This is a genomic window from Rathayibacter sp. AY1H3 (assembly GCF_002932015.1).
In genome coordinates this window covers 48,989-62,265 of record NZ_PSUU01000022.1, presented here as the reverse complement: position 1 = coordinate 62,265, position 13,277 = coordinate 48,989, and the positions used below count along the sequence as shown (strand labels likewise).

Genomic DNA, 13,277 nt, shown 5'->3' with positions numbered 1-13,277 from the left:
ACCACCGGGTCGCAGCCGCCGAGCCGCTCGACCAGCTCGCGCTGGGCGGGATCGGTGGTGGTCAGCTGCATCGCGATCGCGCGGGCGACCGCGGTGACCTTGATCGAGTGCGTGAGCCGGTTGTGCACGACCTGGCCGACGCCCGAGGGCGAGATGACCTGGGTCACCGCGGAGAGGCGGGCGAAGTAGGGCGAGAAGCGGATCCGCTCCAGGTCGACGCGGTACTCGGGGTACTCCTCGCCGGTGGCGAACCGGTCGACGGGCTCGGGGATGCGCCGGTCGCGGCGGTGGTCGTGCGGGGCCGAGGCCCGCGGGGCCGTCGTCTCGGGGAGTGCCGGCTCGCTCATGGCTTCACCCTAATCAGGGGCGCGGGGGCGGAGGGACCGCGCCGCTCCGGCGGTCGGCGTCGCTCCTCCGGTCGGCGTCGCTCCTGCGGCGAGACACCGCGTCCGCCGGCGAGGCACCGCGGGGACGGCGGCGCCTCGGGGAGCGCACGAACACCTCGGCGGTCCGGTGGGCGAGGCCGGCGCCTCGGCGGACGCCGGGACGCCCCGCGGCAGCCCGGCCGACGGGCGAACAGGAGACGCCGGGCGCGGACTCCCGTCAGGCGGACTGCTCGCGCGGGGTGACGGCGAGGTGCACGGCCGCGGCGACGACCGCGCCGAGGACGTAGGCCGCGATGTCGAGCCAGGAGAAGGTGGTGCCGACGACGAGGCGGAGCGGCGCCCACAGCTCGACCAGGCGCGCCGCGACTCCGATCGCCTGCAGCTGCTCCATCGCGATCGACCAGGCCAACGCGATCCCGGCAGCCGTCACGCCCGGGATTCGCGGCAGGAGCACCGCGATCAGCAGCGCCACCAGCACGACGTAGGCCACTCCGCCGGCGAGGTCGGCGAGCAGCCCCGTGAGCACGAACCGCAGTGCCAGGCCCAGGCCGAGCACGGCGACGGCCGCGAGGGCGAAGCGGAACCGCGCCTTCACCGGGCACGCTCCTCGAGGGCGCGCTGGAGGCGCTCGAGAGCGAGGAGGAACGTGCGGTCGTCGGCCACGCGCCAGCCGAGAGCGGCCGGGGCGGCGACGACCAGGGGCACGAGGACGGTGCGCGGGCGCCGCCTCGCCGCACGCAGGACGGCGGAGGCGGGCGGCGGCGCGAGGACCGCCAGGACCAGCGCGCGGACCCGGTGGGCACCCGAGGGCGAGGTGCCGACGCCCACCGAGACGATCCGATCCCACTCGGCGATGCGCAGGGCGTCCGCGCGCTCGGCGGCGAGTTCGAGTCCGTCGCGGCCGACGGCCAGCACCGCGGCGGCGGCGGCCGGAGCGGCGGAGGCGGGTGCCGCGATCCGGCGCAGCGCCCGGGCGAGCTCGGGAGTGCGCAGGACGGCGAACCCCTCGGTGACCGCGGCGAGCGCCGCCAGCCGGCGCTGCCGCTCCGGGGCGGCCTGACGGACCCGGGCCCGGACGGCGGCCGGGGCGGGCAGGGGCGCGGCGAGCAGCGCGGTCGGCTCGAACCGCGTGCGCGGGGGCAGCGGGACCGCCGGCGGTGTGCGCGGCGGGGGCTCGCCCCAGTGCGGCGTCGATGCGGGATCCATGCGCCCCTCCCTCCTCGCGCGGCTCCGAGCCGCCCCTGAGATCATCCCTCCTCCGCCCTCCCGCCTTGCCGAGAGGGCTCGGCGGGCTTACCATGGAGTACCCCCCGGGGGTATGCCGCGACCGGCGTGCCGACCGGACGCCCACCGGGCCGATCGACCGGATCGGACCGGACGCACCACACAGGAGGACCCATGAGCACCAGGATCGACCTCGGCCTGACCGCGAGCGGATCGACGGGAGGCTGCGGCTGCGGCGGAGGCGGTGCCTGCGCGTGCGGCGGCCACGGCGACGCCGGACGCTCCGATGCCGGCCATGCGGCGCAGGGCTCCCTGTCCGCCGCGTCCGTGCAGAGCTTCGGCGTCGCGGGCATGACCTGCGAGCACTGCGTCCGCAGCGTCACCGAGGAGCTCGCCGCCTACCCCGAGGTCTCGGCGGTCGACGTGTCCCTCGCCCCCGACGGGGTCTCGACCGTCACGGTCGGCTCCTCCCGGCCGCTCGGCCGCGAGGAGATCGCCGCCGCCGTCGCCGACGCGGGCTACCGCCTCGCTCCCCTGAGCTGACGTGGCCGAGACCACCGGCACCCCGCTCGAGCTCGCCATCGGAGGGATGACCTGCGCCTCCTGCGTCGCGCGGGTCGAGAAGCGCCTCGACGCGCTCCCCGGAGTCCACGCGACCGTCAACCTCGCCCTCGAGCGCGCGACGCTGACCCTCCCGCCCGGCACGACTCCGGCCGACGCGATCGCCGCCGTCGAGGCCGCGGGCTACAGCGCGACGGTCCCCTCCACCGGCGAGGCGGCTCCCGCGGAGGAGCAGGAGGAGCAGAGCGACGACGACCGCGAGCGGCGCGCCCTGCGCACGCGGCTCCGCGTCTCCGCCCTGCTCGCCGTGCCGGTGGTCCTGCTCTCGATGATCCCGCCGCTGCAGTTCGCGAACTGGCAGTGGCTGTGCCTCGCCCTCGCCTCGCCGGTCGCTGTCTGGGGCGCGCTCCCCTTCCACCGCAACGCCTGGCGGGCGCTGCGGCACGGCTCCACCACCATGGACACCCTGATCAGCCTCGGTGTCAGCGCCTCCTTCGCCTGGTCGGTCTGGGCTCTGTTCCTCGGCGACGCCGGGCGGCCGGGCATGAGCATGCCGTTCGAGCTGCTGGGCAGCCGCTCCGGCCACGACGAGATCTACCTCGAGGTCGCCGCCGCCGTCCCCGTCCTCGTGCTGGCCGGCCGCTACCTGGAGGCGCGGTCGAAGCGCGACGCCGGTGCGGCGCTCCGGGCGCTCCTCCGCCTCGGCGCGAAGGACGCCGTGCGCGTCGCCGCCGACGGGCAGGAGGAGCGCGTGCCCGCGTCCTCGCTCGCCGTCGGCGACGTCCTCCGCGTGCGCCCCGGCGAGACCGTCGCCGCCGACGGCACCGTGCTCGAGGGCTCGAGCGCGATCGACGCGAGCATGCTCACCGGCGAGAGCGTGCCGGTCGAGGTCGGCCCCGGCTCGACCGTGACCGGCGGAGTGCTCAACGCGCACGGCCTGCTCACCGTCCGCGTCGACCGCGTCGGCTCCGAGACCACGCTCGCGCGGATGGGCCGCCTCGTCTCGGACGCGCAGGCCGGCAAGGCGCGCGTCCAGCGGCTCGCCGACCGCGTCTCCTCCGTCTTCGTGCCGGTCGTGGTGGTGCTCGCCCTGGCCACCCTCGCCGGTTGGCTGATCGCCGGCGCCGACCTCGCCGCCGCCGTCTCTCCCGCCGTCGCCGTCCTCGTCGTCGCCTGCCCGTGCGCGCTGGGCCTGGCCACCCCGACCGCCGTCCTCGTCGGCACCGGCCGCGGCTCCCAGCTCGGGATCCTCCTCCGCGGGCCGGAGGTGCTCGAGGCCGGGCGCCGGATCGACACGGTCGTGCTCGACAAGACCGGCACGCTCACCACCGGCGCCTTCCAGGTCGTCGAGTCCAGCGACGACGAGAGCCTGCGGATGCTCGCCGCCGTCGAGCGCGGGTCGGAGCATCCGCTCGCCGCGGCGATCGTGGCCGGGGCCGCGCACCTCGACGTCCCCGAGGCGACCGGATTCCGCTCCAGCACCGGGTTCGGCGTGCGTGCCCGGGTCGAGGGCCGCCTGGTCGTCGCCGGCCGGCTGCGCTGGCTGGAGGAGCAGTGGGGCTTCGCGCCGGGCGGTCTCGCCGAGCGCGCCGAGCGAGCGACCGCCGAGGGCGGCACCGTCGTCGGCGTCGGCTGGGAGGGGGCGCTTCGCGGCTTCGCGGTCCTCCGCGACGAGCCGAGGCCGGAGGCGTCCCGCACCGTCCGCGCCCTGCGCGAGCGGGGCCTGCGGGTGATGGTGCTGACCGGCGACAACCCGCGGGCGGCGCAGGCCGTCGCCTCGGCCGTCGGCATCGACGAGGTCGTCGCCGAGGTGCTGCCGGAGGAGAAGCTCGCCGTGATCGAGCGCCTCCGTGCGGAGGGCCGCCACGTCGCCTTCGTCGGCGACGGTGTGAACGACGCCGCCGCGCTGGCCGCCGCGGATGTGGGGATCGCGATGGGCGCCGGATCGGACGCGGCGATCGAGGCGAGCGACATCACCCTCGTCGGCGACGACCTCGGCCGGGTGCCCGACGCCCTGCGCCTCGGGCGCCGCACCCTCGCGGTCATCCGGGGCAACCTCTTCTGGGCCTTCGCCTACAACGTGGCCGCGATCCCGCTCGCGATGGCCGGACTCCTGGGGCCGCTCGTGGCCGGCGCCGCGATGGCGTTCTCGAGCGTCTTCGTCGTGCTGAACAGCCTGCGGCTGCGGTCGTTCCGCTGAGTCCCGGCGGGCCGTCCGGAGTTCCCTCGCGGAGCTCTTGACGGCCCGCCCGCAGGTGGCGAGGGTGAGCGCATGAGCCTCTTCATCACCTGCCCGGTCGACGACGTCGAGCGCGCCACCGCCTTCTACACCGCGCTCGGCTGGACCCTGAACGCCGAGATGTCCCGCGAGGACGTCTCCTGCTTCGCGATCGGTCCCGGCACGTCCGTCATGCTCGCGAGCCGCGCGATGTACGAGAGCGTCGGCGCCACCGAGGAGCTGATCGGCGCCCCCGGCACCCCCTCGAAGGTGACCGTCTCGTTCGACCTCGACAGCCGCGCGGCCGTCGACGAGCTCGTCGAGCGGGCCGCCGCCGCGGGCGGCCGGATCGGCGACACCGACGACTACCCCTTCATGTACCAGCGCCAGTTCGACGACCTCGACGGCTACCACTACTCCCCGTTCTGGATGAAGCCGGGCGGCGACGAGGCGGAGTGACGGGGCCGCGCGGACTCACTCCGCGTGCCGCAGGCGGTGCCGCCGGACCGCGGCCCGGTTCGCGCAGCGGACGGAGCAGTACCGCTGCCGGCCGTTCCGCGTCACGTCGACGACGACGTTCCTGCAGTGGTCGCCCGGCGCCCGACCGGCCTCGCACCGCAGGAGGCGGCTCATCCCCCGGGTCGTCAGGTGCAGCGCCGTGCCCACCGCGATGACGGCGTGGAGGACGTGCGCCAGGGACTGGTCCTGGTCGCGGTAGTGCAGGTGCCAGCCCTCGTCGTCGTGGTCGGTCAAGCGCGGATACGCGGCGATCGCGGCCATCTGGTGGTTCAGCGACGTCGCCCGGTCGCTCGGAGTCGGCGCGTCGACCACTTCCAGCCACTCGTCGATCACGTCGCGCGTCCGGGCGTGGTCGTCCGGGCCGGACTCGAAGGCCATCGTCATGCCGAACTCGCGCGTGCGCGCCTCGATGCCCGCGCGGTCGGACGGCCAGTCGTTCGCGAGGGAGGCGGCGAGCAGGACCGCGTACTCGCCGTAAGGGTTGAGCTGCATAAGACCATGACAGCACAGTGGCTCCCATGCGCACCTCCACACCCTCCCCGCACCCCTCCGAGCCGCTCGCCCCCGCCGTCGATCCGCACGAGCACGGCTGGACGACCGAGTCGGCCCACCGGACCAGCGAGGGCGTCGTCGTGTACGTCCGCTGCGTCGGCTGCGGGACGCGGCGCGTGGACGTGCGGACCGGGCACCAGGATCCCCCTGCCGCTCTCAGCCGCGTCCTGCCCGCCTCCGACCACCGCTCGCGGGGTGGAGCAGCGAGCGGCCGCGGGAGGATGAGGGCATGATCGCCGACCTGACCCTCCCCTGCGACGCCGGCCCCGGGGAGAGGAGCCTCCTCCTCCGGCGTGCGGTGCTCGACGACCTCCCCGCGATCGTCCGGCTCCTCTCCGACGACCCGATCAGCGCCGGGCGCGGAGACGTCGCCGCCGAGGAGGACGGGGCCGCCTACGAGGCCGCCTTCCGGAGCATCGCGCAGGACCCGGGAAACGATCTCGTGGTCGCGGTGGACGGCGCCGGAGCCGTGGTCGGGACGCTGCAGCTGACCGTGATCCCCGGGATGGCGCGCCGGGGCAGCTCCCGCCTGCTCATCGAAGCGGTCCGGGTGGCGAGCGCCGAGCGGTCGGCGGGGATCGGCACGGCCCTGATGCGCTGGGTGCTGGACGTCGCTGCGATCGAGCTCCGCACGCCGCTCGTCCAGCTGACCTCGGACGCCGCCCGCACCGACGCCCACCGCTTCTACCTGCGCCTGGGCTTCGTCGACTCGCACGTGGGCTTCAAGCGCCGCGTCGAGCTGCCGGGCTCGTAGCGGCGGCGCGGGCAGCCGTCCGGACGCCTGATCGGCGTGTCCCCCCGAGCACGGCCGGCCCGGGAGTGGACGCCCCGAGCGGAGGCCCGGACGGCCCCGCTCGCCTCTCCCCGGCCGACGTGATTGGCTGGCCCGATGAGAACCGAGACCCGCCAGGGCGTCCCCCTCCTGCTCGTCGACGACGACGGAGGCGCGCTCTCGACCCCGGACGACGCGATCGCGCTCATCGGCGAGACCTACGGCGGCGATGTCGAGACGATCGTGGTGCCCGTCGGCCGGCTCGACCCCGAGTTCCTCCGCCTGCGCTCCGGCATCGCCGGCGAGTTCGTGCAGAAGTTCGTCTCGTACGGCAAGCGGCTGGTGATCCTCGGCGACGTCAGCGGACCGGTGGCGGAGTCGAGCGCGCTGCAGGCCTTCGTCGTCGAGTCGAACCGCGGCGACCACCTCTGGTTCGCCGCCGACCTCGAGGCGCTCGACGCCCGCCTCCGCAGCTCCGGGACCGCGAACGGGCCCGGTGCCGACGGCGGAGTGGAGCCGACGCCCGGCCCCGCCCGCTGATGCCCCTGCTCCAGCCCGGCCCCGACGGCTCTCCACCCGAGGTCGACGGTCCGGTCCGCCTCCTCCTGCTCGCCGACACGCACCTCCCGAAGCGGGCGAAGGCCCTCCCGGACGAGGTGTGGCGCGCGGTCGACGAGGCCGACCTGGTCGTGCACGCGGGCGACTGGGTCGACGAGGCGACACTGGACGCGCTGGAGGAGCGGGCGGCGCTCCTGCTGGCCGTGTGGGGCAACAACGATCCGGAGCCGCTGCGCGCCCGCCTGCCCGAGGTCGCGCGCGCCCGCGTCGCCGGCCTCGACGTCCGCGTGGTGCACGAGACCGGAGCGGCGGCCGGCCGCGAGACCCGCGCCGACGCCGCCCATCCGGGTGCCGACGTGCTCGTCTTCGGGCACAGCCACATCCCCTGGGACACCGTCTCCCCGGCGGGTCTCCGCCTGCTCAATCCGGGCTCCCCGACGGATCGGAGGCGCCAGCCGGCCTGCACCTTCCTGACCGCCGTCGCCGACGACGGAGTGCTCCGCTACGTGCACCTGACCGCCCTGCCGCTCCGGGCACGAACCATTCCCGGCGGCGGCGCAAGGGGGTCACAGAGCATTTAGGTCGGCCTAAGCTCACCTGGATGAGCAGCTCACACGACCACCCCGACTCCGCGCACCTGCGCCCGGAGGGTCTCGACGACGCCACCGTGGCGGCGCTCGGGAAGCTCTCGGAGGCGCTCGAGACGGTCGAGCACGCCCGCGGTCTGCTCTACGGCTTCCACCGGCTCACCGGCGCAGCCGACCTCGCTCTGGGCGAGGCCGTCGACGCGCTGCGCGAGGCCGGCCACGCCGCGACCGCCGAGCGGATCGAGGCCGAGCTCGTCGGCCGCAACGTCATCGAGGGGCGCTGGACCTTCCAGATCGTCGAGGACTACGACGACACCTACTACGCCGCGTTCCGGGAGCAGGAGCGCGCCGCGCGCGACGAGCTCGCAGGCGGACGCCGCCACCTCTTCGAGTCCGAGATGAAGGAGGACCGCCGCTCCGGCGGCCGCCGCCACCACGAGTCGCGCCCGGAGGCGGGCTCGTGAACGCCGTCATCCGGATGCACGCCTCGTCGCTGCGGGTCAAGGCGGTCACGCCGGGCCGCGGCGGACGCGGCACGCCTCCCGAGCCCGAGGCGACGATGCGGCGCACCACGCTCAGCATCGACGGCCGTCGCTTCCTCCTCGCCGTCTCCCTCGACACCGAGGAGCTCGAGAAGCGCCTGGTCGAGGCCGTGCGCAACCGCGGCGACATGGTGAGCTTCACGGTCGCCGGCGAGCGGGAGGTCTGCGTGCTGGTCTCCCCGGGCGTCGCGGTCATCCTCGAGCACGAGGACGTCCCGGTCGAGGATCCGGACGCCGAGGACGCGCCGATCCTGTACGACGACGTCGAGTACCTGACCTGATCCGTCGGCGGCCGGTCCCGGCCGCCGGTCCGGGCGCGGCTCTCGACTCGGGTCGTCCACCCGCTCAGACCGCTCCGGTGCTCGCCCACAGGTGGAACGCCGCGTGCGCCCGGTGCGGCCGCCACGCCTGCGACGCCGCCTCCGCCTCCGCCGTGCTCACCCGGCCGAGCGCCTTCCGCAGCACCAGGTCGCCGGCGGGGAACGCGTCCGGATCGCCGAGGAACCGGAGCGCGAGGTAGTCGGCCGTCCACGGCCCGATGCCCGGGATCGCGAGGAGCGCGCGCCGCTGCTCCGGCAGGTCGCCCGCGCGGTCGAGCACGGGTCCGGCGGCGAAGGCCTCGGCGACGGCCCGGACCGTCCGCGCCCGGGCGTTGGTGATCCCGATCGCCGAGCGCAGAGCCTCGAACTCCGGTGCGAGCAGGGCGGCGGGTTCGGGGAACGCCAGCAGACCGCGCTCCCCCGGGGCGCCGAAGGCCGCGGCGGTGCGTCCGCCGAAGGTCCGGGCCGCGGCGACGGACACCTGCTGGCCGAGGACCGCCATCACCGCCGCCTCGAACGCCTCCGGGTACTGCGTCGCGCGCAGCCCCGGCCGGGCCGCGACGGAGCGGGCGAGCAGCGGGTCCCGCGAGAGCTCGGCGCCGATCGCCACCACATCGGAGTCGAGGTCGAACCAGGCACGGACGACCGCGGCCGCCGGCGTCAGCACGTCCGGCTCCGCCTCCACCCGCAGCCCGGTCTCCGTCACCTCGAGCGCGATCGGCCGCGTCGCCCCGTCGAGGGTGAGCAGGCGCTCCAGGCGCCGGCCGTCGGCCGAGACCCGCTCCACTCCGGGGAGGGCGTGGTTGCGGAGGAGGCTCGCGGCGCCGGCGGAGTCGAAGGGCCCGAGGGCCGGCAGGTCGAGGGAGGACGTCTCGTTCAGGGGAGCAGGACCGTCTTGCCGCGCGCGCGGCCCGACTCGACGAGGGCGAGCGCGGCGGCCGCCTCGGTCAGCGGGAAGGAGGGCCCGAGCACGACCTCGAGCTCCCCGCGACCGGCGCGGTCGAGCAGGCCCGGCCGGGCGGCGTCGCGGAGCGCGGTGCCGGGATCGGCTCCCGGTCCGCCGCCGAGCATCAGGATCCCGCCGAGGCGGGCGGCGTGCTCGAAGCCGGCCACAGTGGCGATGCGCGAGCGGTCGGCGACCAGAGCCACCGAGGCGTCCAGCGCCTCGTCGGTGCCCGCCGTGTCCAGCGCGACGTCGACGCCGCCGGGGGCCAGGGCGCGCACGCGCTCCTCCAGCCCGGCGCCGTAGCGGACCGGCTCCGCGCCGAAGCGGCGGACGACCTCCTCGCCGCGCTCGCTCGTGGTGCCCAGCACCCGTGCTCCGCGGGCGACCGCGAGCTGCACCGCGAGCGAGCCGACGGCCCCGCTCGCCCCGTGCACCAGGACGGTGTCCCCGGAGGAGACGCGGGTGGCCTCGACGAGGTGCTCGGCGGTCGTCCCGGCCAGCAGCAGGCCCGCGGCCGCCGCCCAGCCGAGCCCGGCGGGCTTGGGCAGGACCGCGCTCGCGGGCGCGACCAGCTCGGCGGAGTAGCCGCCGGAGACCCGGAACGCCACGACCTCGTCGCCCACGCGGATCGGGCCGAGCGGCCCCTCGGCCCCCTCGCCGACCGCGGTCACGACTCCGGAGACCTCGCTGCCCGGCCGGACCGGCACCCGATCGCGCCCGAACATCCCGCGCAGGAGCTTCGCATCGGCCGGGTTCACGCCCGCGGCGCGCACCGCGATCCGCACCCTGCCGGGCGTCGGCTCCCCCGGATCGACCTCGACGGCGCGCAGCGCCTCCGGCCCGTCGAATCCCTCGGCCTGCATCGCGACGACCATGCGTCCGCCTCCCGTTCCCGGGCGCCCGCGCGCCCGAGCGCGACGCTAGCAGCAGCGCCCGGCCCCCGGACCCCCTGCGGAGAGCGCGGCCGCCGACCGAGAACGCCCGTTCTGGTACCGCCTACCATGGAGGGATGTCCCCGATCCTCGACGAGCGCCCTCCCCGCGAGGCGATCCTCGCGGCCGCCGACCGGCTCTACTACGAGCGCGGCATCCAGTCCGTCGGGATGGACGAGCTCCGCACGGCCGCGGGCGTCTCGCTGAAGCGCCTCTACTCGGAGTTCCCGAGCAAGGAGTCGGTGGTGGTCGCCGTCCTGCACGGCCGGCACGAGCAGTGGACCCTCGGCGTGACCACCCGGGTCGCCGCGGCGGACGGACCTCGCGGCAAGCTGCTCGCGATCTACGACTTCCTCTTCGACTGGTTCTCCGAGGACTCGTTCCGCGGCTGCGGCTTCATCAACGCCTTCGGGGAGCTCGGCTCGTCGAACCCGATGGTCGCCGAGATGGCGCGCGACCACAAGGAGACGTTCCAGCGCTTCCTCGCGACCCTCGCCGAGGAGGCGGGTGGCGGCGCCGAGCTCGCCGCGCAGCTCGCGATCCTCGCCGAGGGCGCCCAGACCACCGCGGCCATCGCCGGAACCCCGGAGGCCGCCCTGCACGCGCGTCGCGCCGCCGAGATCCTCATCGACGCGGAGACGCGCCCCGTCTGAGGCACGCCGCGCGCGGGATCAGGCCTCGCCGCCCCCGGGCGGGCCGACCACGAGCAGCGCCGCGAAGACCACGGCGACCAGAGCCAGGACCAGCGCCCCGGCGAGCACGGGCCGCGCGAGCGCCCAGCGGAGGAGTCTGCTCGTCACACGCCGGTCGCGCGGGTCGTCCGTCGCGTGCGTCCGCCACGGGCCCTCCAGCAGGCCGCGGCGCTCGAAGCCGCGCTCCAGCGGGATGGTCGCGTAGGGCACGACCGCGCTGACGACCGCGAGCGCCGTCGCGCCCGCCGACCACCGCTGGTTCACCGCGAGCACCAGGGCCGCGGCTCCGTAGGCGAGGAACGCGAACCCGTGGATCGGCCCGGCGACGCTCACCGGCCAGTCGCCGGCTCCGGCCGCGTACTTCAGCAGCATCCCGACGATCAGGAGAGTCCAGGTCACCGCCTCGACGATCGACAGCAGGCGGAAGAGGCGGCGCGGGCTCATGGGATCGGCTCCGTTCGGTCCGCGGCGACGCGGCTCGGGGTCGGTCGAGGGTCGCCCGGAGCCTACGGGAGCACGCTCGCGAGGAACCTGAGCGGACGAGGACCGCTCGGGGCGCTCAGCCCAGCCAGCCGGTGAGCGAGAGGGCCGTCACCGCGCCGACCAGGCCCGCGGCGACGAGGGCGACCGTGCCCGTGACTCCGCTGCGGGAGGGGGCTGCGGCGGGGCCGCCGGCCAGGCGCGCCCAGAGCCGGCGTGCCACCTCCTCGGCGGAGGGGCGGTCGGCCGGATCGAGAGCGGTCATCGCGGTCAGCAGCTCGCGCCACTCCGCCGGGACCGTCTCCGGGACGACGGGCGCGTGGTGGAGGCGCTGGATCGAGATCTCGAGCGTCGTGCCGGTGTAGGCCCTGCGGCCCGAGACGGCCTCGAGCAGGACCAGCCCGAGCGAGTAGACGTCGGACGCCGGTCCGACCGGGCCGGAGCCGAGGCTCTCGGGGCTGAGGTACGCGGCGGTGCCCACCAGCACGTCGGAGCGGGTGAGCCGGGCGTCGTCGACCGAGCGGGCGATCCCGAAGTCGCTGAGCTTGGCCTCGTGCGCGGAGAAGCCGGATGCGGTGGCGCGCGAGCGGACGAGGACGTTCTCGGGCTTCACGTCGCGGTGGAGGACGCCCTGCGCGTGCAGGTGCGCGAGAGCATCGGCCACCTGAGCGCCGACCTCCGCGACGAGCCGCTCATCGCCGGAGCCGAACCAGTCGGCCGCCGGGTCGCTGCGGTCGAAGTACTCGAGGACGAGGAACGCGAGGTCGCCCTCCTCGCCGGGGATCTCGCCCTGGTCGAGGACGTCCACCACGGAGGCGTGACGCGAGTCGATCAGGAAGCGGATCTCGCGCTCGCGACGCGCCCGCTCGTTGGGGGTGTCCGGGACGTCGCGGTGGACCTTGACCGCGACCTGGCGGGCGAGGCGGAGGTCGCGGGCGCGGTAGACGACGGCGCTGCCGCCCTCCCCCACCCGCTCGAGCACGAGGTAGCGACCGGCCAGGGTGGAGCCGACCAGCGGATCCACGACGTCGGCCAGGAGCGGCTGCAGGCGGTCGAGTTCGTCCAGCACGGGCAGCTCCCTTCGCGAATGAGTCACTAGCTCGTCTAACTAGTAGTCCCTTCGTAGTGGTCGCCGCCCTTCCAGGCAAGCACCTCGGGGGAGGTTGGCTTGTCTAGATGTTCTTGCTACGAGACTGTCTAGACTGTTCGGCATGGATGAGGTCACGCTGAAGCGACCCGGGGCCTTCTGGTTCTCGGGTGAGGCGACCGAGCCCGGAGCGGTGGAGGTCCTCGCCGCGATGCGCGCCTTCCGCACGGCGGAGGCCGCGATGCGCCGACGGACCCGCGGATCCATGGGCATGGGCGAGAACGACCTGCTGGCCGTGCAGTTCCTCATGCGCCGCCAGCAGAAGGGCGTGCACGTCAGCCCGAAGGACCTGGCCTCCTACCTCGGCATCTCCTCCGCCTCCACGACCGTGCTGATCGACCGGCTGGTCAAGAGCGGGCACGTGGTCAGGGAGCCGCACCCGAGCGACCGCCGGGCCATCCGCATCGTCGCCACCCCCACCTCCCACCGCGAGGTGCGCGAGACGCTCGACGAGATGCACCGCCGCATGCTCGAGGCGGCCGAGACGCTCAACCCCTCCGAGGCCGGGACCGTCATCCGCTTCCTGCAGACGATGCGCGACATCGTCGAGCGCCCGGCCGACTCCGAGGCGGTCGACGCCGCCCAGGAGCTCGCGGGCGAGCCGATCGGCGAGTACGCCGACGGCGTGCTAGAGCAGCGCCGCGCCTGACGCGCGTCCACGCGGCCGTGGCCGTGCGTCCCCGAGAGTTCACTCCGAGGGACTTCTGCCGCGCCCCGGGTCCGTCGGAGAATCGAGGCGACCGGCGGCGATGGACAGAAAACGCAGTCCGCGACGTAAGTAGCTAGCTCAACTAGTAGGAAGTCTTTCTAGCGATATAGAGTGACGGACGTCAGCCACTCG

Annotated in this window: 18 protein-coding genes and 1 pseudogene; 11 read left to right on the top strand and 8 right to left on the bottom strand. The window is 75.2% G+C overall.

Translation table 11 applies throughout. The annotated features are described in order from the left end of the window. From C5C33_RS18985 to C5C33_RS18525, 3 genes and pseudogenes are all read right to left on the bottom strand, one after another. Positions 1-347 (bottom strand): annotated as a pseudogene (locus tag C5C33_RS18985) (phosphodiesterase); the annotation flags it as partial. A 256-nt stretch (positions 348-603) separates the two neighbouring features. Then, entirely contained in the window at positions 604-981 is a 378-nt protein-coding gene (locus C5C33_RS18530) for a DUF2809 domain-containing protein (protein WP_104261053.1), read from the bottom strand. Further along, positions 978-1,592: a hypothetical protein gene (locus C5C33_RS18525; protein ID WP_104261052.1), complete on the bottom strand. Its 615-nt coding sequence runs from the start codon at positions 1,590-1,592 to the stop codon at positions 978-980. Before C5C33_RS18525 ends, C5C33_RS18530 begins: the two co-directional genes overlap by 4 nt. A 192-nt stretch (positions 1,593-1,784) precedes the next feature. Between C5C33_RS18525 and C5C33_RS18980 the strand changes: the two genes are divergently transcribed. From C5C33_RS18980 to C5C33_RS10305, 3 genes are all read left to right on the top strand, one after another. Next, the gene (locus C5C33_RS18980) at positions 1,785-2,153 is read left to right on the top strand and encodes a heavy-metal-associated domain-containing protein (protein WP_104224180.1); all 369 of its coding nucleotides are present in this window, start codon (positions 1,785-1,787) and stop codon (positions 2,151-2,153) included. Between the two features lies 1 nt (position 2,154). Beyond that, entirely contained in the window at positions 2,155-4,371 is a 2,217-nt protein-coding gene (locus C5C33_RS10310; protein ID WP_258069222.1) for a cation-translocating P-type ATPase, read from the top strand. 72 nt (positions 4,372-4,443) lie between these two features. Next, positions 4,444-4,848, top strand: a complete 405-nt coding sequence (locus C5C33_RS10305; protein ID WP_104261051.1) for a VOC family protein — start codon at positions 4,444-4,446, stop codon at positions 4,846-4,848. A gap of 15 nt (positions 4,849-4,863) precedes the next feature. Here the strand turns inward: C5C33_RS10305 and C5C33_RS10300 are convergent, their stop codons facing one another. Next, positions 4,864-5,400 carry a CGNR zinc finger domain-containing protein gene (locus C5C33_RS10300; RefSeq protein ID WP_104261050.1) on the bottom strand — a complete coding sequence of 179 codons (537 nt, stop codon included), beginning with the start codon at positions 5,398-5,400 and terminating at the stop codon, positions 4,864-4,866. A gap of 26 nt (positions 5,401-5,426) precedes the next feature. Here C5C33_RS10300 and C5C33_RS10295 point away from each other — a divergent pair, with 26 nt between their 5' ends. The 6 genes from C5C33_RS10295 (at position 5,427) to C5C33_RS10270 (ending at position 8,200) form a co-directional block, all read left to right on the top strand. Continuing rightward, positions 5,427-5,693, top strand: coding sequence for a hypothetical protein (locus C5C33_RS10295; RefSeq protein WP_104247006.1), 267 nt, complete (start codon positions 5,427-5,429; stop codon positions 5,691-5,693). Next, positions 5,690-6,214, top strand: coding sequence for a GNAT family N-acetyltransferase (locus tag C5C33_RS10290; protein WP_104261049.1), 525 nt, complete (start codon positions 5,690-5,692; stop codon positions 6,212-6,214). Before C5C33_RS10295 ends, C5C33_RS10290 begins: the two co-directional genes overlap by 4 nt. Positions 6,215-6,349: 135 nt before the next feature. Next, positions 6,350-6,772, top strand: a complete 423-nt coding sequence (locus C5C33_RS10285) for a DUF4180 domain-containing protein (protein WP_104261048.1) — start codon at positions 6,350-6,352, stop codon at positions 6,770-6,772. Next, positions 6,772-7,371, top strand: a complete 600-nt coding sequence (locus C5C33_RS10280; protein WP_104261047.1) for a metallophosphoesterase — start codon at positions 6,772-6,774, stop codon at positions 7,369-7,371. The genes C5C33_RS10285 and C5C33_RS10280 overlap by 1 nt, the downstream gene beginning before the upstream one ends. 20 nt (positions 7,372-7,391) lie before the next feature. Further along, positions 7,392-7,841, top strand: a complete 450-nt coding sequence (locus tag C5C33_RS10275; protein ID WP_104224173.1) for a hypothetical protein — start codon at positions 7,392-7,394, stop codon at positions 7,839-7,841. After that, positions 7,838-8,200, top strand: a complete 363-nt coding sequence (locus C5C33_RS10270) for a hypothetical protein (protein WP_104224172.1) — start codon at positions 7,838-7,840, stop codon at positions 8,198-8,200. Before C5C33_RS10275 ends, C5C33_RS10270 begins: the two co-directional genes overlap by 4 nt. Positions 8,201-8,264: 64 nt before the next feature. Here C5C33_RS10270 and C5C33_RS10265 read toward each other — a convergent pair whose 3' ends face one another. Next, complete coding sequence (locus C5C33_RS10265) at positions 8,265-9,095, bottom strand: DNA-3-methyladenine glycosylase (RefSeq protein ID WP_258065620.1); 831 nt, start codon at positions 9,093-9,095, stop codon at positions 8,265-8,267. Positions 9,096-9,115: 20 nt separating this feature from the next. Then, positions 9,116-10,060, bottom strand: coding sequence for an NADP-dependent oxidoreductase (locus tag C5C33_RS10260; protein ID WP_258069221.1), 945 nt, complete (start codon positions 10,058-10,060; stop codon positions 9,116-9,118). A gap of 134 nt (positions 10,061-10,194) precedes the next feature. On the opposite strand from C5C33_RS10260, the gene C5C33_RS10255 reads away from it, so the two are divergent. After that, positions 10,195-10,770 (top strand): TetR/AcrR family transcriptional regulator, encoded by a 576-nt coding sequence (locus C5C33_RS10255; RefSeq protein WP_104224170.1) that lies wholly within the window; start codon positions 10,195-10,197, stop codon positions 10,768-10,770. 18 nt (positions 10,771-10,788) lie between these two features. Here C5C33_RS10255 and C5C33_RS10250 read toward each other — a convergent pair whose 3' ends face one another. Further along, on the bottom strand, positions 10,789-11,253 hold the full coding sequence (locus C5C33_RS10250; RefSeq protein WP_104247001.1) for a DUF3817 domain-containing protein: 465 nt from the start codon (positions 11,251-11,253) through the stop codon (positions 10,789-10,791). Between the two features lie 115 nt (positions 11,254-11,368). Next, positions 11,369-12,358, bottom strand: a complete 990-nt coding sequence (locus tag C5C33_RS10245) for a serine/threonine-protein kinase (protein ID WP_181132665.1) — start codon at positions 12,356-12,358, stop codon at positions 11,369-11,371. A gap of 142 nt (positions 12,359-12,500) precedes the next feature. Between C5C33_RS10245 and C5C33_RS10240 the strand changes: the two genes are divergently transcribed. After that, entirely contained in the window at positions 12,501-13,085 is a 585-nt protein-coding gene (locus tag C5C33_RS10240) for a MarR family winged helix-turn-helix transcriptional regulator (RefSeq protein ID WP_104261044.1), read from the top strand. Positions 13,086-13,277: the final 192 nt, after the last annotated feature.